At 67.6% G+C, this 16,681-nt stretch carries 22 protein-coding genes and 1 tRNA gene; 4 read left to right on the top strand and 19 right to left on the bottom strand.

All coding sequences use genetic code 11. The annotated features are described in order from the left end of the window. Positions 1 to 37 precede the first annotated feature (37 nt). The 3 genes from rpsI to DJ018_RS12820 all read right to left on the bottom strand — a co-directional run bounded on the left by rpsI (position 38) and on the right by DJ018_RS12820 (position 2,193). On the bottom strand, positions 38 to 523 hold the full coding sequence (rpsI, locus tag DJ018_RS12830; RefSeq protein WP_111515363.1) for a 30S ribosomal protein S9: 486 nt from the start codon (positions 521 to 523) through the stop codon (positions 38 to 40). Further along, positions 523 to 996, bottom strand: coding sequence for a 50S ribosomal protein L13 (rplM, locus tag DJ018_RS12825; RefSeq protein WP_111515362.1), 474 nt, complete (start codon positions 994 to 996; stop codon positions 523 to 525). The genes rpsI and rplM overlap by 1 nt, the downstream gene beginning before the upstream one ends. Before the next feature lie 165 nt (positions 997 to 1,161). Further along, positions 1,162 to 2,193 (bottom strand): COX15/CtaA family protein, encoded by a 1,032-nt coding sequence (locus tag DJ018_RS12820; RefSeq protein WP_111515361.1) that lies wholly within the window; start codon positions 2,191 to 2,193, stop codon positions 1,162 to 1,164. Between the two features lie 108 nt (positions 2,194 to 2,301). Here DJ018_RS12820 and DJ018_RS12815 point away from each other — a divergent pair, with 108 nt between their 5' ends. After that, on the top strand, positions 2,302 to 2,505 hold the full coding sequence (locus DJ018_RS12815) for a DUF2842 domain-containing protein (protein WP_111515360.1): 204 nt from the start codon (positions 2,302 to 2,304) through the stop codon (positions 2,503 to 2,505). A 93-nt stretch (positions 2,506 to 2,598) separates the two neighbouring features. Further along, a tRNA-Pro gene (locus DJ018_RS12810) sits at positions 2,599 to 2,675 on the top strand. 33 nt (positions 2,676 to 2,708) lie between these two features. Here the strand turns inward: DJ018_RS12810 and DJ018_RS12805 are convergent. The 7 genes from DJ018_RS12805 to DJ018_RS12775 all read right to left on the bottom strand — a co-directional run bounded on the left by DJ018_RS12805 (position 2,709) and on the right by DJ018_RS12775 (position 7,430). Next, positions 2,709 to 3,266 carry a hypothetical protein gene (locus DJ018_RS12805; RefSeq protein ID WP_111515359.1) on the bottom strand — a complete coding sequence of 186 codons (558 nt, stop codon included), beginning with the start codon at positions 3,264 to 3,266 and terminating at the stop codon, positions 2,709 to 2,711. 76 nt (positions 3,267 to 3,342) lie between these two features. Next, the gene (locus tag DJ018_RS12800) at positions 3,343 to 3,753 is read right to left on the bottom strand and encodes a MerR family transcriptional regulator (RefSeq protein ID WP_111515358.1); all 411 of its coding nucleotides are present in this window, start codon (positions 3,751 to 3,753) and stop codon (positions 3,343 to 3,345) included. Between the two features lie 29 nt (positions 3,754 to 3,782). Then, complete coding sequence (locus DJ018_RS12795; protein ID WP_111515737.1) at positions 3,783 to 4,085, bottom strand: integration host factor subunit alpha; 303 nt, start codon at positions 4,083 to 4,085, stop codon at positions 3,783 to 3,785. Between the two features lie 102 nt (positions 4,086 to 4,187). Continuing rightward, entirely contained in the window at positions 4,188 to 5,165 is a 978-nt protein-coding gene (locus DJ018_RS12790) for a beta-ketoacyl-ACP synthase III (protein WP_165842915.1), read from the bottom strand. Then, positions 5,162 to 6,220, bottom strand: coding sequence for a phosphate acyltransferase PlsX (plsX, locus tag DJ018_RS12785; protein ID WP_111515357.1), 1,059 nt, complete (start codon positions 6,218 to 6,220; stop codon positions 5,162 to 5,164). Before plsX ends, DJ018_RS12790 begins: the two co-directional genes overlap by 4 nt. 164 nt (positions 6,221 to 6,384) lie before the next feature. Beyond that, positions 6,385 to 6,906: a YceD family protein gene (locus tag DJ018_RS12780; RefSeq protein WP_111515356.1), complete on the bottom strand. Its 522-nt coding sequence runs from the start codon at positions 6,904 to 6,906 to the stop codon at positions 6,385 to 6,387. Further along, positions 6,903 to 7,430, bottom strand: a complete 528-nt coding sequence (locus DJ018_RS12775) for a ubiquinol-cytochrome C chaperone family protein (protein WP_111515355.1) — start codon at positions 7,428 to 7,430, stop codon at positions 6,903 to 6,905. The genes DJ018_RS12780 and DJ018_RS12775 overlap by 4 nt, the downstream gene beginning before the upstream one ends. A gap of 106 nt (positions 7,431 to 7,536) precedes the next feature. Here DJ018_RS12775 and DJ018_RS12770 point away from each other — a divergent pair, with 106 nt between their 5' ends. Next, positions 7,537 to 8,022, top strand: a complete 486-nt coding sequence (locus DJ018_RS12770; protein ID WP_111515354.1) for an outer membrane protein assembly factor BamE — start codon at positions 7,537 to 7,539, stop codon at positions 8,020 to 8,022. Positions 8,023 to 8,100: 78 nt separating this feature from the next. Here the strand turns inward: DJ018_RS12770 and DJ018_RS12765 are convergent, their stop codons facing one another. Together DJ018_RS12765 and DJ018_RS12760 are read right to left on the bottom strand one after the other, a co-directional pair. Further along, complete coding sequence (locus tag DJ018_RS12765) at positions 8,101 to 10,230, bottom strand: sodium-translocating pyrophosphatase (protein ID WP_111515353.1); 2,130 nt, start codon at positions 10,228 to 10,230, stop codon at positions 8,101 to 8,103. Between the two features lie 194 nt (positions 10,231 to 10,424). After that, positions 10,425 to 10,859 carry a hypothetical protein gene (locus tag DJ018_RS12760; RefSeq protein ID WP_111515352.1) on the bottom strand — a complete coding sequence of 145 codons (435 nt, stop codon included), beginning with the start codon at positions 10,857 to 10,859 and terminating at the stop codon, positions 10,425 to 10,427. Positions 10,860 to 10,986: 127 nt separating this feature from the next. Here DJ018_RS12760 and DJ018_RS12755 point away from each other — a divergent pair, with 127 nt between their 5' ends. Continuing rightward, a complete protein-coding gene (locus tag DJ018_RS12755) occupies positions 10,987 to 11,931 on the top strand; it encodes an aspartyl protease family protein (RefSeq protein WP_111515351.1) in 945 nt (314 codons plus the stop codon). On the opposite strand, the gene DJ018_RS12750 is transcribed toward DJ018_RS12755, so the two are convergent. The 7 genes from DJ018_RS12750 to DJ018_RS12720 all read right to left on the bottom strand — a co-directional run bounded on the left by DJ018_RS12750 (position 11,928) and on the right by DJ018_RS12720 (position 16,667). After that, positions 11,928 to 12,434, bottom strand: a complete 507-nt coding sequence (locus DJ018_RS12750) for an isoprenylcysteine carboxyl methyltransferase family protein (RefSeq protein ID WP_111515350.1) — start codon at positions 12,432 to 12,434, stop codon at positions 11,928 to 11,930. The two genes, DJ018_RS12755 and DJ018_RS12750, sit on opposite strands and share 4 nt — an antisense overlap. Next, positions 12,431 to 13,480 (bottom strand): type III polyketide synthase, encoded by a 1,050-nt coding sequence (locus DJ018_RS12745; protein WP_111515349.1) that lies wholly within the window; start codon positions 13,478 to 13,480, stop codon positions 12,431 to 12,433. The genes DJ018_RS12750 and DJ018_RS12745 overlap by 4 nt, the downstream gene beginning before the upstream one ends. 71 nt (positions 13,481 to 13,551) lie before the next feature. Continuing rightward, positions 13,552 to 14,499 carry a thiamine-phosphate kinase gene (gene thiL, locus DJ018_RS12740; protein WP_111515348.1) on the bottom strand — a complete coding sequence of 316 codons (948 nt, stop codon included), beginning with the start codon at positions 14,497 to 14,499 and terminating at the stop codon, positions 13,552 to 13,554. Next, positions 14,486 to 14,932 carry a transcription antitermination factor NusB gene (gene nusB, locus DJ018_RS12735; protein WP_111515347.1) on the bottom strand — a complete coding sequence of 149 codons (447 nt, stop codon included), beginning with the start codon at positions 14,930 to 14,932 and terminating at the stop codon, positions 14,486 to 14,488. Before nusB ends, thiL begins: the two co-directional genes overlap by 14 nt. Next, a complete protein-coding gene (ribH, locus tag DJ018_RS12730) occupies positions 14,929 to 15,390 on the bottom strand; it encodes a 6,7-dimethyl-8-ribityllumazine synthase (protein WP_111515346.1) in 462 nt (153 codons plus the stop codon). The genes nusB and ribH overlap by 4 nt, the downstream gene beginning before the upstream one ends. A gap of 38 nt (positions 15,391 to 15,428) precedes the next feature. After that, on the bottom strand, positions 15,429 to 16,019 hold the full coding sequence (locus DJ018_RS12725) for a riboflavin synthase (RefSeq protein WP_111515345.1): 591 nt from the start codon (positions 16,017 to 16,019) through the stop codon (positions 15,429 to 15,431). Next, positions 16,020 to 16,667, bottom strand: coding sequence for a RibD family protein (locus tag DJ018_RS12720; protein ID WP_111515344.1), 648 nt, complete (start codon positions 16,665 to 16,667; stop codon positions 16,020 to 16,022). Positions 16,668 to 16,681: the final 14 nt, after the last annotated feature.

Raw genomic sequence — 16,681 nt, 5'->3', positions numbered from 1 at the left:
CGCCCTTTCCGAAAACGCGATAAAGCTCGCGCGGCCTTTAGCGCTTCGAGAACTGGAAGCTGCGGCGGGCCTTGGCCTTGCCGTACTTCTTCCGCTCGACGACGCGCGGGTCGCGGGTCAGCAGGCCGTGCGGCTTCAGCACCGGGCGCAGGCCCGGCTCGTAGTAGGTCAGCGCCTTGGAGATGGCGTGGCGAACGGCGCCCGCCTGACCGGAAAGGCCGGAGCCTTCAACGGTGGCGATGACATCGAACTGGCCGGCGCGATCGGTCAGCTCCAGCGGCTGGGCGATCATCATGCGCAGCACGGGGCGAGCGAAGTAAACTTCCTGGTCGCGGCCGTTGATGGTGATCTTGCCGTTGCCCGGCTTGATCCAGACGCGCGCGATGGCGTTCTTCCGCTTGCCGGTCGCATAGGCGCGGCCTTGGGCGTCGATCTTGGGCTCGCGGACGACTTCTTCCGAAGCGGCCGTGCCGAGGCCGCGCAGGGCGTCGAAGCCTTCGGCGGGAGTGGCTTGTTCCGACATTACGCGCTCCGCACGTTCTTGGCGTTCAGATCGGCGAACGCGATGGTCTCGGGGTTCTGAGCGGCGTGCGGATGTTCCGCGCCGGTGTAGAGACGCAGGTGCGTCATCTGCTTACGGGCCAGCGGGCTTTCCTTGGGCAGCATGCGCTCGACGGCCTTTTCCAGGACGCGCTCGGGGAAGCGGCCGCCGAGGATCTTGTCCGCGGTGCGCTCCTTGATGCCGCCCGGGTGGCCGGTGTGCCAGAAGTAGGTCTTGTTCTGCAGCTTGCGGCCGGTGAACCGCACCTTGTCGACGTTCACGACGACGACGAAGTCGCCGCAGTCCACGTGCGGGGTGTAGTCAGGACGGTACTTGCCGCGAAGACGGTTGGCGATGAACGAAGCCAGACGGCCGACCACGGCGTCCTGAGCGTCGATCACGATCCACTTCTTCTCGACCTCGGCGGGCTTCAGCGAAGCCGTGGTCTTCATCATGGGAACGATCCGTTAGTTGCGCGGGACCGCTACGCGCCCCGACGTGAGGCGGCGCATATGCCCAGGATGAACGCCGATGTCAACAGCAGCGATTTCTCACTACAGCCGCAAACTATAGCAAAATCCTACACTTATGTTGTGCGGTAACATTATACCGCGCTTTTTCTACACCCTCCGCGCCCGCCAGGCGAAGGCCACGGCCAAGCAGAGGGTGAAGGCGGCCATCAGCTGGTGGGCGATGCCCAGGCCGATCGGCACCACGGCCATCAGGGTCGCGATCCCCAGAAGCATCTGGAACAGCACCGCCCCGGCAACCCCCGCCGCCAGCCGCTTGGCGTCGTGATTGAGGTAGTGGGAGCGCCAGGCCGCTAGCCCCAGGCCGATCGCCACGGTCGTGACCACATAAGCCAGAATGCGGTGGTTGAACTGCACGGCCGCCTGGCTGTGGGCCAGGGTCGACCACAGCCCCTGCCCCCCATAGTCGGCCGGGAAGAACCGCCCGTTCATCAGCGGCCAGTCGTTGTAGAGGAAGCCTGCGTCGGTGCCGGCCACCAGCGCCCCCAGCAGGATCTGCGCATAGAGCAAGGCGACCAAGGCCAGGCCACGCCGCCCCCAAGGACTCGGCAGCGTCTGCCGGGCATAGCCGAACCACGCATCCAGGGCCGTCCAGACCAGCGCCCCCAGCAGGGCGAACGCCAGCCCCAGGTGAACCATCAGCCGCTCGGGCGCCACGGACACCCGCTCCGACAGGCCGCTTGCCACCATCCACCAGCCGATCGCCCCCTGCAGGCCGCCCAGCACGAAGATCAGGCCCAGCCGCCAGAACAGCCGACGCGGGATCTCCCGCCGGATCGCGAACCACAGGAACGGCGCAAAGAACACCACCCCGACCACCCGGCCCAGCAGCCGGTGACCCCATTCCCACCAGAAGATCTGCTTGAACTCGCCAAGGGTCATGCCCTTGTTGACCAGCTGGTACTGCGGGATCGCCTGGTATTTGGCGAACTCGGACTGCCAGTCGGCCTGCGACAGCGGCGGCAGGGCGCCCGTCACCGGCTTCCACTGGGTGATCGACAGGCCCGAGCCCGTCAGCCGGGTCGCGCCCCCCACCACCACCATGGCCAGCACCAGAACGGCCACCGCGATCAGCCAGATGGCGACGGCGCGGGAACGGTCGGAACGCAGGAACGAAGTCATGGGCCGGAAATCGCCCTCTTTCGCGGCTGAACTTTGGCGCGCTGCTACCCCCAAATGACGCGGGCGTCCACGCTTCCGCGCCCCGCCTATACCCGGTATGAGCCCCCCATGAACGTTCGCCTGCGCAAGTTCCTCGGCCTGTTCCTGATCGCCTTCTACCTGCTGGCCTATGTGGTGGTGGTGGCGATGATCGGCGACGCGCTGCCCGACAACCGCCTGGTCGAGCTGGTCTACTACGTGGCCGCGGGTTTCGGCTGGGTGCTGCCCCTGATGCCGATGATCAAGTGGATGGAGCACGGCCGGCTGCGCTGAGCGGCACCGCCTTCCCGCCGCTCAAGTTTTCCGGTTTGGGGATTGCGGCGCGCCCCGCGCCACGCCTATAAGGCGCGCCTCGCCGCCAGGCGCCGGAGCGTAGCGCAGTCTGGTAGCGCACTTGACTGGGGGTCAAGGGGTCGTGGGTTCGAATCCCGCCGCTCCGACCATCGCCCGGCGGCGAGATATCCTTCTTTCAGCAGCTACATCCCGGCCGGGCAGGCCTGGGCGCTGATGCGCGTGTCGCACACGCTGACCTGCTTCAGGAACACCATGGTGGACACCACCATCTTGTCGGTGACCGGCCGGCGATGGGCGTACTGCACCAGATAGTGGGCGTCAGCGCCGCTGATCACCTTCAGCCACATGGTCTCGGGGCGGTTCGCCGCCGGGTTCATCGGGCAGGTGAACATCCAGATCGACACCGGATAGCCGTTCTCCTGGGCGGAGGTCAGCTTCTGGCCCTCGCCCTTCGGGCACGCCTGCGCCCACTTGCCCTGCATCGCCTTGGGCAGCATGTCCGGATCGGTCTTGCGCAGGCCCTGGAACACCTGGCGCGTGATCATCTGCGACCAGTCGTCGACGTTTTCGCCGTCGGGCACGAACTCGCTCATGTGCATGCCGCCGTCCTGGGCGGTGTAGGCCTCGCTGAAGCCGGTCGGCATCGGCATCAGCAGGTTCTCGTCCTTCAGGTCGGCATGAGCCTGCGGCGCAAAGCCGAGCAGCAGCGCGGCCATCGCCGCGGTCAGGATCTTGGACATGAGGCGCTCCCGTTCGAGACCACCCTAGGCGCCACCTAGGCGCGTGGCGACTGCCATAACGCCGCGCGGCGCCTCGTCAGCGACCCAGCAGCCGATCCAGCCTCTGCTTCGCCGCTTCCAAGTCCTGCAGCGCGTCGGACAGCCGCTCGCGGCCTTCCTCGTCCAGGTCAGTGTTGAGCAGCTCGGTCAGGTCGCCTTCGGGCGGCGGCGGCGCCTCGCCCTCTCCTGCGCCGATCAGCCGGCGCACGCCCTGCTCGCGAAACAGCCGCTGCACGCCTTTGATCGTGTAGCCATCGTCGTGCAGCAGCCGCCGCACGCCCTTGAGCACGGCGATATCCTGCGGCCGATAGAACCGGCGCCCGCCGGCGCGCTTCATGGGCCGGATAAAGGAGAATTTGGTTTCCCAGAACCGCAGCACATGCTGCGGCACGTTCAGCTCGTCCGCCGCTTCGGAGATCGTCCGGAAGGCGTCCGGGCCCTTGGCCACCGCTTAAGGCGTCCCCGTCGCGGCCGGAGTCACTGGGAAAGAGCGCGGTCGACCCGCGCCTTCATGACTTGCGAGGCCCGGAAGCCGATCACCCGGCGGGGATCGATCGCGGCGGGCTCGCCGGTTTTCGGATTTCGCCCCATGCGGGCGTTCTTGGCGCGGACCTGGAAGACGCCGAAGCCCGAGAGCTTGACCTGCTCACCGCGCTCGAGGGCCTGGGCCATCAGCTCCAGAACCCGCTCCACCAGCTCGCTGCAATCCTGGCGCGTGAGGCCGACTTCCTCGTGAACAGCCTCGCAGAGATCGGCCCGGGTGACCGTCGCGCCCTTCATCGACACAGCTTCTCTCGCAGCGATGTTGTTCATGGCCCTTGATTGTCCCATCGCCTCAACGACTTCAAGGCCCAGTTTCCCAGACGTCGTTAAGGGCGCAAGTCAGAATCGAACGACGCACGCTCCCCAGGTGAGGCCGCCGCCCATCGCCTCCAGCAGAAGCAGATCGCCCTTCTTGATGCGTCCATCCTGCACGGCGGTGTTGAGCGCCAGCGGAATCGACGCGGCGGACGTGTTCGCATGGTCGGCCACCGTGGTGATCACCTTGTGGTCTTCGATGCCCACGCGGCGGGCGACGCCTTCCAGGATCCGCAGATTCGCCTGGTGGGGGATAAACCAGTCCACCTCGGACACCTCGACGCCCGCGTCGGCCGCGGCGGCGGTGATCGCCTCGGAGATGTTGACCACCGCGTGGCGGAACACCTGGTTGCCCTGCATGCGCAGCTTGCCCACTTGGCCGGTGGAAACGCCGCCGTCCACGTAGAGCAGGTCCTGCTTGGTCCCGTCCGCCCGCAGGGCGAAGCCCAGCAGCCCGCGGTCCTCGGTCGTCCCCTCGCCCATCTGGGGCTCGACCACCACGGCGCCCGCGCCGTCCCCGAACAGCACGCAGGTGCCGCGGTCGGTCCAGTCCATCAGCCGCGTCATGGTCTCGGCGCCGATCACCAGGGCGCACTTGGCCCGCCCGCGCGCCACGAACCCGTCCGCCACCGACAGGGCGTAGACGAAGCCGGAGCAGACCGCCTGGACGTCGAACGCCACGCCGACTGGCGCGCCCAGCTTACGCTGCACGATGGTGGCGGTGGCCGGAAAGGTCAGGTCGCCCGTCGTGGTGGCCACCACGATCAGGTCCACGTCCTCGGGGCTGCGGCCGGCGGCCTCCAGCGCCTTTCGGGCGGCTGCCACGGCCAAGTCTGAGACCGGCTGGTCATCGCTGGCCTTGTGGCGACGCCGGATGCCGGTGCGCTCGACGATCCACTCGTCGGACGTATCCACGATCTTGGCCAAATCGTCGTTGGTGACCACCTGATCGGGCAGATAGCCGCCGACGCCGGTCACCACGCTGCGCAAGACCTGGGTCACTCGGCGGCTCCATCGGCGGACGCGGCGGCCGTCACGCTCATAGCGGCCGGCAGGCGTCTCATATTGCGTTCGATCTCGGCGGCGAACCCGCTCTGGGCAAGTTCGGCCGCCACCTTAAGCGCCTGCGCGAAGTCCCGCGCGCTCGCTCCGCCGTGACACTTCAGCACGATGCCGTTCAAACCCAGCAGGGGCGCGGCCGGCGGCGGGTTTAGGCGGTCGCGGAACCGGCGCAGCGAGGGCCGCGCCAGCATGGCGCCCAGGCTGGCGCCGAGGTTCGACGTCAAAGCTGAACGCAGCTCGTTGGTGATGAAACGCGCCGCGCCTTCCATGGCCTTCAGCGCCACATTGCCGGTGAAGCCGTCGGTGACCACCACATCCACCGCCCCGCGGGTCAGGTCGTCGCCTTCCACGAAGCCGCGATAATCCAGGTCCAGCCCGCCTTCGCGCAGGATGCGGTGCGCCTCGCGGACCTCCTCGTGGCCCTTCATGTCTTCCGAGCCGACGTTCAGCAGGCCCACGGTCGGACGCGGCGCGCCGTGCGCGGCCCGGTGATAGGCCTCGCCCATGACGGCGAACTCCACCAGCCGCTCGGCGTCGCAATCGACGTTGGCCCCAACATCGAGGAACGTGGTCACGCCCCCGCCGTGCGGAATGCTGGCCACCAGGGCGGGACGCTCCAGGTCCGCGCTCATCCGCAGGATCAGCTTGGACACCGCCATCAAAGCGCCGGTGTTGCCCGCCGACAGGGCGGCCACCGCCTCGCCGTCACGCACCGATTCGACGGCGTTCCACATGGACGTGCCCTTGGCCCGGCGCAGGGCCTGCGCCGGCTTCTCGTCCATGCCAACCACCTTTTCGGCGTGGCGGACCTCGGCGCGGGCGAGCACGCCCTTGCAGCGAGCCAGTTCGGGAGCGATCGCCGCCTCGTTTCCGTGGATCAGGAAGCGGACGTTCGCGGGCGAGGACGCAATCGCCTGCGCCACCGCCGGAATCACCACGGACGGCCCGTGGTCCCCGCCCATGGCGTCGACGGAAATCACCAGAGTGTCGGTCAAGAGAAGGCTTTATCCCTTCGGGCGCCCGGAGCATCGGGGCTCACCCTCTGCTGGTTAGGCGCCTATAGTTAAACGACTTTCAACGGCGCAGGCGGCCGGACGAACGCGGGGCGCTGAATCGGGCCGACGATACGCCCCGCTTTCGCAGATGCAAACTGCGCCCTCTAGGCCTCGGGATCCTGCAGCTTCTTCAGCACCGCGAACGGGGACATCTCCTCCGGGGGCGGCTGGTAGTCGAACTCGGCGCCCGGCTTGCGCGGGAACGGATCGATTTCCAGCGCCAGGTGCTCCACGACGTAGGCGGCCACGTCGATTGAGTCGCTTTCCAGCACGTCGGGCGGATCAGGTGATTCCATGTCGAGCTCGACATCGCCTTCCTCGTCAGGGCGCGCGTGCGGGCTGCCGGCGGGGACGACGCGGATCTCGATGTCGCCCCTCAGAGGCTGTTCGAACGGCTCCAGCGTCACGCCGCAGATCTGCTCGACCACAGCCCGGAACCTGCCCGACAGCTCCGCACCGTCCAGCCAGGGGCGGACGGTCACTTCGGCGCTCAGCGACGGAAGGCTCTTGAGGGCAAGGTCCCGGGCGATCTTGGCGCGCTGGGCTTCGTTGGCTTCCAGTTTGACGCTGACGGGCCCGCGGGCGAGCTCGTGCAGTTTGACGATGTCGGTCCAGGCCTCGCTCATGCGGCCCTCCAGGTGATGCGGCCGGCCAGGATCTCGTCCAGCGGCTGGCCTTCGAGGTGTTCACGTTGCGCGGCCGCGTAGGCCGCCAGTTCAGTCGCCTTAGCCCCATCGCCGCCCGCGTAGACCGTGCGGGCGATCAGCGCTTCCAGCTCGCTGCGATCGGGCAGCGCCTTGTAGGCGTTCTGGTACGACTTGGCCCGGCCGAAGAAGGCCTCGCCCAGCTTGCGCATCTTCTTGCCCACGGACAGGTCCCCCACCCCCAGCTCGCGCAAGGCGTGGTCCAGGGCCTTCACATAGGTGTCGAACAGCGCCTGCGCGGTTTCCGCCGCCTGCGGCCCATGGCCGCCCAGCCGGTCCAGCAGGGCCACGATGTGCAGGGTGTAGATTTCAAAGCGGCCGGTGGGCGTGTCGGGCGCTCCGAAAGCGGTGTAGAGCGCCGGCGAGCGCGCCTGTTCCACGCAGGAAGCGTAGAGGGCCCGGCCCGTCAGTCGGGCAGGCCGTGGACGGAACAGACGGTTGAGCATCTCGATTGGCCTCGATTTCGCCGAAAGCCCCGCGTAAGGGCGGCATTGAACTAAGAGGCGGCGAGCGATAGGTCAAAGCCTCCAGAGCAAGGACAGCTTGAACAGCATGTTTCGCCGCGCCGCTTTCGCCGTCGCCGTCGTCGCCCTCTCCGGGCTCGGCGCCTGCGCGCCCATCAAGACCTACTCGGGCTTCCAGGCCATCGAGTCGAAGCCGGAAGAGGTGGCTGTCGGCACGGACACCAAGTCCACCGTGCGCGGCAAGCTCGGCTCGCCCTCGGCCCAGTCGACCTTCGATCCCAACGTCTGGTTCTACATGAACCAGGTCAAGGAGCGGGTCGCCTTCCGCAAGCCGCGCGTCGTGCAGCGCAACGTCACCGCCATCTCCTTCAACAAGGACAGCGAAGTCGTCGAGAGCGTGAACCACTACACGCTCAAGGACGGCAAGGTGGTCGCCTACAATCGGCGCGAGACCCCCACCCGCGGCCGCGAGCTGACCGTGCTCGAGCAGCTGCTGGGCACCGTGGGCCGCGGCTCCATGCTTCCGCAGGACGACGAAACCGTGCCGGGCAACCGGCCGGGCGACCGCCGCTAAGAGCGCCTCCAGCTCCACAAAGATCAACGCCCCGGAGATCGCTCTCCGGGGCGTCTTTCGTTCAGGCCTCAGCCGTGATCAGCCGAGCGCGCCGTTGGCCAGCACCGCCAGCAGCAGCAGCGCCACGATGTTGGTGATCTTGATCATCGGGTTCACCGCCGGCCCGGCGGTGTCCTTGTAGGGGTCGCCCACCGTGTCGCCGGTCACCGCCGCCTTGTGGGCGTCGGAGCCCTTGCCGCCGAAGTGGCCCTCTTCGATCAGCTTCTTGGCGTTGTCCCAGGCGCCGCCGCCGCTGGTCATCGAGATGGCGACGAACAGGCCGGTGACGATCACGCCCATCAGCATGGCGCCCAGGCAGGCGAAGGCGTTCGCCTTGCCCGCGATGGCGTTGATCACCACGAACAGGACGATGGGGCTGGCCACCGGCAGCAGGCTGGGCACGATCATCTCGCGGATCGCCGAACGGGTCAGGATGTCCACTGCCCGCCCGTATTCGGGCTTCACCTCCCCAGTCATGATGCCGGGGTTCTCGCGGAACTGACGGCGCACTTCCTCGACCACCGATTCGGCGGCGCGGCCGACGGCGGTCATCGAGAGGCCGCCGAACAGGAACGGCAGCAGCCCGCCGAACAGCAGGCCCACCACCACGTACGGGTTGGACAGATCGAAGGCCACTTCGCCCAGCCCGTCGAAGAACGAGCCCGGCGCGGCGTTGGCCGAGAAGTAGCGAAGGTCTTCCGTGTAGGCGGCGAACAGCACCAGCGCCCCCAGGCCCGCCGAGCCGATGGCGTAACCCTTGGTCACCGCCTTGGTGGTGTTGCCCACCGCGTCCAGGGCGTCGGTGGACACCCGCACTTCCGGCGGGAGGCCCGCCATCTCGGCGATGCCGCCGGCGTTGTCGGTCACCGGTCCAAAGGCGTCCAGGGCGACGATGAAGCCGGCCAGCGACAGCATGGCGGTGGTAGCGATGGCGATGCCGAACAGGCCCGCCAGGCTGTAGGTGACGATGATGCCGATGATGATGGTCAGCGCCGGCAGGGCCGTGGACTCCAGCGACATGGCCAAGCCCTGGATGACGTTGGTGCCGTGGCCGGAGACTGAAGCCTTGGCCACCGACTTCACCGGCCGGAAGCCTGTGCCGGTGTAGAACTCGGTGATCACCACGATGGCGGCGGTGACCGCCAGGCCCGCGACGCCGCACCAGAACAGGCTCGAGCCGCTGTAGGCTTGGCCGTTGACGTCGAGAACGCCGTCCGGGACCAGCTGGTTGGTGACCCACCAGATGGCGAGGATGGACAGCACGCCGGTGACGATCAGGCCCTGATAGAGAGCGCCCATGATGTTGCGGCTCTTGCCCAGCCGCACGAAGAAGGTGCCGATGATCGAGGTGACGATGCAGATGCCGCAGATCGCCAGCGGCAGAAGCATCATCGCGCTCACGGCGTCCGTGCCGCGGAAGAAGATCGCCGCCAGGACCATGGTGGCCACTGTGGTCACTGCATAGGTCTCGAACAGGTCGGCGGCCATGCCGGCGCAGTCGCCCACGTTGTCGCCCACGTTGTCGGCGATGGTCGCGGCGTTGCGCGGATCGTCTTCCGGAATGCCGGCCTCGACCTTGCCGACCATGTCGCCGCCCACGTCGGCGCCCTTGGTGAAGATGCCGCCGCCCAGGCGGGCGAAGATGGAGATCAGGCTGGCGCCGAAGCCCAGCGCCACCAGGCTGTCGACCACGTCACGGCTGGTGGCGTCGTAGTCCATCGGTCCGGTCAGGACGTAGAAGTAGACCGACACGCCCAGGAGGGCGAAGCCGGCCACCAGCATCCCGGTGACGGCGCCCGCGCGGAAGGCCAGCGAAAGGCCCTTCTCCAGCCCCTCCGATGCGGCTTGCGCGGTGCGCACATTGGCGCGCACCGAGATGAGCATGCCCGCAAAGCCCGCAAGGCCGGACAGCACGGCGCCGATCAGGAAGCCGATCGCCGCCAGCGGGCCGATCAACAGGGCGACGATGATGAGGATGACCACGCCCACGATGGCGATGGTGGTGTACTGCCGGCGCAGATAGGCCTGCGCGCCTTCTTGAATGGCCGCCGCGATCTCCTGCATTCGGGCGTTGCCTGGCGAGGCCTTGAGCAAGGCGCGCGCCTGGACTGCGCCGTACAGGACGGCGAGTAAGCCGGCGAGTATCACCAGCGTAAGCGTAGTACTCATGAAATGCGCCCTTCCGTTGCGCGGAGGGGGATGCGCGACGCCTGGAGCGGATCCGGCGCCGTCTCTCCCAGCCCCTGACGTTTCCCCAAGCCGGAGCGATCGATCGCCGCTCCGTGTCTTCAGCCAAGGGACACTGCCAAGGAAAGAGAGGGCGCGCAACGGTGCGCACCTGCGTTCTGCGAACGCGGGTTCGCTTAGCGGCGAACGGGCTGGGCGCGGCCGCGGGAGGTTTGGGAGGTGATCGCCACCGACTTGATCACCCCGGGTCCGGTGATCGACACCGCTTCGCGCTGCATGGCGGCGCTCAGCTTGGGCGCGTCCACCTTCTGGGGATCGCCGGCTAGGACAAAGGACTGGCGATGGGCCATCCGCACCAGCCGGTCGCGGAACACCGGCTCGTTCTGCCGCCAACGCGAGATGTCCGAGTTGGCGCCCAGGTTCAGCCGGACGTAGACGAACACATAGTTCACCAGCTGGCCTTCCAGCACGATGGGGATCGCTACCGGCTGCAGGTCGACGTACTGGCCGACGTCGGCCTTCTTCTCCCCCTTGCCCCCGGCCCCCGACGCCAGGGCCGGCGAGCCGGCGGCCAGCAGGAACGGAACGGCGAGGAAAGCGCGGCGCAGCATCGGCTCACTCTGCCCCCGTCCGGTTTCCCGATCGTGAAGCGACACCGCATGACGACCTCGCCGAACAGTGATATTCTTTCTGTCAACCCGCAGAAATAACAGAGGACTAGCGGGGGGAGGACTGTACATGGCGTACTCGCGTCGCGAGGCTTTCGGCGCCCTCGCCGCCACGGCGCTCTGGCCCGGCCACGCTCTGGCCGACCCCGAGCCGCCGCTCGTTGGAACCTCCGTGGTCACCGCCCCGGACGAAGACCCTGAAACCAGCCTCGACACCACCGGCGATCCCTATTCCACCATGGTCGCGCCCGTCGGCGTCAACGGCCAGGGCCCCTACCCCTTCTTGATCGACACCGGCGCGAACGTCTCCTGCGTCTCGCGCCGCTTGGCCGAGCATTTGGAGCTGACCCCAGCGCCGCCTGCCCGGGTCCACAGCGTCATCGGGGTTCAGACCCGGCCCGCGGTCATGATCCACGAGTTGCAGGTCGGCCGCCGCAATCGCCGCCGGGTCCGGGCCCCTGCCTTGCCGCTGAAGAGCGACCAGCTCGGCGGCGTGCTGGGCGTCGACTGGCTCAAGGGCCAACGACTGGTGCTCAACATCAAGGAGAAGCGGCTCGAGATCACCTTCTCCCGCAACGACCCGCCCCGGCTGAACAGCGTCGTGGTGCCCGCGCGCCAGCGTTGGGGGCAGCTCACCATCGTCGACGCCGACGTCAGCTACCGACCGATCCAGGCGCTGATCGACTCAGGCTCCCAGATCACCATGTGCAACGACCCACTGCGCCGCCTGGTGGCCCGGATCGATCCCACCCAAGGGCTCCAGCGCAAGCCGAGCCCGGTGCGGCTCGAGACCATCATGGGCGAGCCGTTCATTGGCGACCTGATCTACCTGCCCTTCCTGCGCCTCGGCGGCCTTCGCCTGGGCAACGTGCCGGTGGTCCACGCCAACACGCACGTGTTCCGGGTGTGGGGAGTCGAGGAAAAGCCGGCCCTGGTGATCGGCATGGACCTTCTGTCGGAGTTCAGCACCGTGGCGCTCGACTTCGGCAAAGCGTCGGTGAGGTTCGACCTCTAGGTACTGACCGGCGCGGCGTTCGCCCGAAGCGCCGCGCCCTCCGCCCGAATCCGGATCCAGAGCACCGAGGCGTTGAGCAGGGTGAACACCGCGGCATAGGCCGGCATGTCGAAAACGAGGGGCAGCACGGCGATCTCTGCGACCACGACGGCGTAGTTGGGGTGCGACAGGAAGCGATACGGGCCACGACGCACCAAGGTCTCGCCCGGCACGACGATGATCCGTGTTGTCCAGCGCCGGCCGATGGACGCCAGCACCCAGACCCGAAGCACCTGCAGGACTGCATACACGGCGAGCCAAGCAAGGTCCGGCGGCTCGTCCCGGGCGAGCAGCCACAGCCCGACGATCCAGGCCGAATGCAGGCCCACGATCAACGGATAGTGCTCTGCGCCGACTTCAACCCCGCCCGCGGCCAGCAACTGACGAGTATTGCGGCGGGCGATCACCAGTTCGGCCAACCGCTGGAGCGTCACGAACGTCAGGATGAGAACCGAAGCGATCATGCCGCTTGCAAGGTCACGGTGCTGGCGGTGAACCCGGGACCCAGAGCGGTCACAACGGAGCGCGGTGGAAGCCCTGCCTGGCGGGCTCGGTCCAGGACGTAGAGCACTGTCGGCGACGACATGTTGCCATGCTCCGCCAGCACCTCCCGCTCATGGTCGAGACTGCCCTGTCCGAGCTCCAGGCTGGCTTCCAGGGCCTCCAAGACCTTCATGCCGCCAGGATGGCAGATGAAGCGATTGACGGTCTCGACCGAGAGGTCCTGCGTCGCCAGCATGCTATCCATGGCCGGACGCAACTTCTGGCGCGCAAACGGCGGAATCGCCCTGGCGAAGATAACGCCAAGCCCCTGCGGGTCGATGCGCCAGCCCATCACGTCCAAGGTGTCTGGCCAGGTGTGCTCCGCCCGTCCGACCACCTGGGCAAAGCCTTCCGCTCCCGCCTGCAACACGCAGGCTACCGCTCCGTCGCCAAACAGGGCGGTCGCCACGATGTCGGCCTTGGAGAGGTCGTCCATCCGAAACGACAAGGTGCAGAGCTCCACACAGACCAGCAGCACCCGAGCTCCAGGTTGCGAGGCCGCGAGGCGTGAGGCGATCGCCAAACCTGTCGCCCCGCCAGCGCAACCAACGCCGAACACCGGCACGCGCGCGGCGTCCGGCCGGAAGCCCAGTTGGCCCATGGCGCGGGCCTCCAGGCTTGGGGTGGCGATGCCGGTGGAGGAAACAGTGACAATGATGTCGATATCGGCTCCGCTTATCCCGGCCTCATCGAGCGCCGCCCGAGCGCTGCGCACGAAGAGGTCGAGGCCCACTCGCGTGTAAGCCTCCATGCGTTCGGGCCAGCCGCGAGGTTCAAGGTACCATTCCATCGGCATGGCTGCCTGGCGGGTGCGGATCCCTGCCGTGTGGAACACCGGCGCCATGCGCTCGAATTGCGGGAAGCGGTCGGCAAATAGACCACGCGCCACATCCGCGACCTCGTCCTGAGGCAACTGGTGTGCCGGCGACGCCGTCGCCAGCGAGAGTAGCCCGACGGGCATGGGCATAGGACAGACTCCGCGCACCCAACGCGCGCTCTGCCAATCCCCAGCAATGGCCGCGGTTCCGCGGCTCGCTTTTAGACGTGGGTCCAGCCACCCTGGCCAGGATCGACGGGGCGGCCAGCGGCGCGCACCTCCAAACCCTCGCCTTCTGTCACTTCGCCCACGATGGTGAACCCAGGCGGCCGGCGAACACCGCGCGGCAGGGTGCAGACGACCTCGTAGTCATCGCCGCCGCTGGCGAGGCGAACCAGCGCAGCCGCGATGTCCGGCTGTTGCTCGAGCCAGGTGGCGGCGCCGCGTGAGAGGGGCAGCTGATCGAGATCGAGGTGGATCTGGACCCCGCTCGCCAGCGCGATGTGACGTACATCGGCGATCAGTCCATCGGACACGTCCGCCGAAGCGGTGGCGGACTTTCGCAGCAGGTCCCTCAGGTCCAGACGCGGCTCGGGGAAACGGTAGCGAAACGCCAGCTGCCCCCCCCTGTCGACGATTCGCCCCTGAACGGCGTCCAGGCCGAGCACGCCGTCACCGATGTTGCCGCTGACCATCACCAGATCCCCGGGTCGAGCGCCCGAGCGCCGGATCATGCGGCCCTGCGGCACCCAGCCGAGCGCCGTCAGACTGGCTGTGAACGGTCCTGGGGTAGAGACTGTGTCGCCACCGAGAAGCGCCAGACCAAACGTCTCCAGGTCGGCGTGCAGGCCGAGCGCAAACCGCTCCCGGTCCCGCACTTCGAAGCCCGCCGGCCAGGCCACCGCCAGGAAGCAGGCGAACGGCTCGGCGGCCTTGGCCGCAAGATCGGAGAGGTTCACCCGCAGCAGCTTGCGGCCGATCAGGTCCGGCTTCTCGCCGACCGGGAAGTGGACGCCCTCGACGATGGCGTCCTTGGTGACCACGAGATCATGGCCAGCCCGCTGCGGAATCACCGCTGCGTCGTCCAGCAGGTCGAAGGCCCCCGCGTCTCCGCGGGTCAGCGGCCGGAAGAGCCGCGCAATCTCTCCGAACTCGTCAGCCCCGGACATCCCGGGCCACAGCGTCCAAGGCGCCGTTCACGAAGCCGGGCTCAGCGCCCTCGAAGAAGGATTTGGTGACGTCGACGTATTCGTCGATCACCACCTCGGTGGGCACGTCGGGACGGTTAGCGAGCTCGAAGACGCCGGCTCTCAGGATCGCACGCACGGTCGCGTCGATACGCTCGAGCCGCCAGTTCTGCGCCAGATTGGCCGCAATCTGCTTGTCCACGACGGCTTGGCTCTTCACCACCCCGCGGACGAGATCGGCGAAGAACTCCTCGTCGGCGGTGGCCAGGGTCATGTCCTCGACATCGCGGTCGAAGCGGTGCTCCGAGAACTCGCGGATCACCGCTTCGGCGCCCGCGCTGGAAACTTCCATCTGGTACAGCGCCTGCACAGCGGCGAGGCGAGCGACCGAACGGGCCTGCCGGGGTGCGCTCATCGGCCAGCTCCCATCAGCTGCTGCTTCAGCTCGACCATCGTCAAAGCGGCGCGGGCGGCCCCGCCTCCCTTGTCGCCTTCGTTGACGCGGGCGCGGGCCCAGGCCTGCTCCTCGTCTTCCGTGGTGAGCACGCCGTTGCCGATCGCCAGCTGCTTGCGGACGGTGAGATCCATAATGCCGCGCGCCGACTCGTTGGACACGATCTCGAAGTGGTAAGTCTCGCCGCGGATTACCGTGCCAAGCGCCACATAACCGTCGTAGCTCCGGCCCGGGCCGTGGCCTCCTTCAGCCGCGAAGGCGATCGCACCAGGAATTTCGAGAGCGCCGGGCACCGTCACCACATCGAACTCCGCGCCAAACGCCGTGAGCGCGTCACTCGCGCCCTTCAACAGCTCGTCGGCCAGGTCGGAATAGAACCGCGCTTCCACGATCAGGATGCGCACCTTGTCTTCACTCATCGGTATTTTCGGGCCCTTTCGGCGTCTGGCCGCGACCTTTAGGCCGTTTCGCGCCAGCGGGCGAGATACCGCGCCAGCATATCGATCTCGAGATTGACCGGAACGCCGGCCACCAACTCGCCCAGCGTCGTGACGTCCCAGGTGTGCGGGATCAGGTTCACGCCGAACACGTCGTCCTCCACCTCGTTCACGGTCAAGGAGACGCCCTCGACGGTGATAGAGCCCTTGGGCGCGATGAACCGATGTAGTGGACGCGGCGCGCGGATGCGGACGCGGTGCGAGCCGCCTTCCTGAGCCACAGAGATTACCTCGCCGATCCCGTCCACGTGGCCGGATACGATGTGGCCGCCGAGTTCGTCGCCGACCTTCGCCGCGCGTTCGAGATTGATGCGCTTGCCCTCGCGCCAATTGGAAAGGGTCGTGACGGCGAGGGTCTCGCGCGACACGTCCACGGCGAACCAGTTCGGGCCCTTCTCCACCACCGTCAGGCACACGCCCGCATGGCTGATCGAGGCGCCGAGGTCGACGCTGGAGAGATCGAACGACGTCTCGATCTCGAAGCGGCGGTCGCGGTTGGTCTCGCGGACCGCACGAACGCGGCCGACGTCAGTGACGATGCCGGTGAACATCTAGATCCTCGCGTAGCGTTCCCAGAGGTCATCGCCGACTTCGCGGACCTCCGTGCGCCGGAAATGGGGAGCGTCGGACAAGCCCGCAACAGCCAAGGCTCCGACGCCGGGACGTCCTTCCCCGCCGATGATGATGGCGGCCCGGAACCACTCGATGCGGTCCACAAGCCCACAGCGCAGGAAGCTCGCCGCCACCTGGCCGCCGCCCTCGACGAAAAGCCGCTGCAGCCCTTCAGCCGCAAGAGCCTCGACCACGGTCTTCAGTTCAGGGCGGTCCTCGCCGACCTTGCGGACCTGCAGCACCTTGACGCCCGCATCCACCAGGCGCGGGTCAGGCTCCTCGGTGGCGACGACATAGGTTGGGATCTCGTTCGCCGTGCTGACCAGCTTGCAGTCGGAAGCCAGGCGTTGCCGGCTGTCCAGCACCACCCGCGCGGGTTGGGGCCCGTTGAAGCCCGGTACGAGCCTCACGGTCAGCTCCGGATCATCAGCGAGCGCGGTTTCAACGCCAACTATGACTGCGTCGTGTTCCGCCCGTAGCCGGTGAACCGCTTCGCGTGCAGGCTGGCCCGTGATCCACTTGCTTTGCCCCGCAGCCGTGGCGATGCGTCCGTCGAGCGAGGTGGCGAGCTTGAGGGTGACCGTCATGGGAAGCGTCGCCC

Source organism: Phenylobacterium deserti (genome assembly GCF_003254705.1).
Taxonomy (GTDB): Bacteria; Pseudomonadota; Alphaproteobacteria; order Caulobacterales; family Caulobacteraceae; genus Phenylobacterium; species Phenylobacterium deserti.
This window is presented reverse-complemented; position numbering and strand designations above follow the sequence as displayed.

Coding starts and splice junctions, on each gene's coding strand:
- DJ018_RS12720 (WP_111515344.1), bottom strand. CDS start 16,667: ATGACGGTCACCCTCAAGCTCGCCACCTCGCTCGACGGACGCATCGCC.
- DJ018_RS12795 (WP_111515737.1), bottom strand. CDS start 4,085: ATGAAGGGCGCGACGGTCACCCGGGCCGATCTCTGCGAGGCTGTTCAC.
- rpsI (WP_111515363.1), bottom strand. CDS start 523: ATGTCGGAACAAGCCACTCCCGCCGAAGGCTTCGACGCCCTGCGCGGC.
- ribH (WP_111515346.1), bottom strand. CDS start 15,390: ATGAGTGAAGACAAGGTGCGCATCCTGATCGTGGAAGCGCGGTTCTAT.
- DJ018_RS12755 (WP_111515351.1), top strand. CDS start 10,987: ATGGCGTACTCGCGTCGCGAGGCTTTCGGCGCCCTCGCCGCCACGGCG.
- DJ018_RS12780 (WP_111515356.1), bottom strand. CDS start 6,906: ATGAGCGAGGCCTGGACCGACATCGTCAAACTGCACGAGCTCGCCCGC.
- DJ018_RS12745 (WP_111515349.1), bottom strand. CDS start 13,480: ATGCCCATGCCCGTCGGGCTACTCTCGCTGGCGACGGCGTCGCCGGCA.
- DJ018_RS12820 (WP_111515361.1), bottom strand. CDS start 2,193: ATGACTTCGTTCCTGCGTTCCGACCGTTCCCGCGCCGTCGCCATCTGG.
- DJ018_RS12815 (WP_111515360.1), top strand. CDS start 2,302: ATGAACGTTCGCCTGCGCAAGTTCCTCGGCCTGTTCCTGATCGCCTTC.
- DJ018_RS12750 (WP_111515350.1), bottom strand. CDS start 12,434: ATGATCGCTTCGGTTCTCATCCTGACGTTCGTGACGCTCCAGCGGTTG.
- DJ018_RS12775 (WP_111515355.1), bottom strand. CDS start 7,430: ATGCTCAACCGTCTGTTCCGTCCACGGCCTGCCCGACTGACGGGCCGG.
- DJ018_RS12805 (WP_111515359.1), bottom strand. CDS start 3,266: ATGTCCAAGATCCTGACCGCGGCGATGGCCGCGCTGCTGCTCGGCTTT.
- DJ018_RS12770 (WP_111515354.1), top strand. CDS start 7,537: ATGTTTCGCCGCGCCGCTTTCGCCGTCGCCGTCGTCGCCCTCTCCGGG.
- DJ018_RS12760 (WP_111515352.1), bottom strand. CDS start 10,859: ATGCTGCGCCGCGCTTTCCTCGCCGTTCCGTTCCTGCTGGCCGCCGGC.
- thiL (WP_111515348.1), bottom strand. CDS start 14,499: ATGTCCGGGGCTGACGAGTTCGGAGAGATTGCGCGGCTCTTCCGGCCG.
- nusB (WP_111515347.1), bottom strand. CDS start 14,932: ATGAGCGCACCCCGGCAGGCCCGTTCGGTCGCTCGCCTCGCCGCTGTG.
- DJ018_RS12725 (WP_111515345.1), bottom strand. CDS start 16,019: ATGTTCACCGGCATCGTCACTGACGTCGGCCGCGTTCGTGCGGTCCGC.
- rplM (WP_111515362.1), bottom strand. CDS start 996: ATGATGAAGACCACGGCTTCGCTGAAGCCCGCCGAGGTCGAGAAGAAG.
- DJ018_RS12765 (WP_111515353.1), bottom strand. CDS start 10,230: ATGAGTACTACGCTTACGCTGGTGATACTCGCCGGCTTACTCGCCGTC.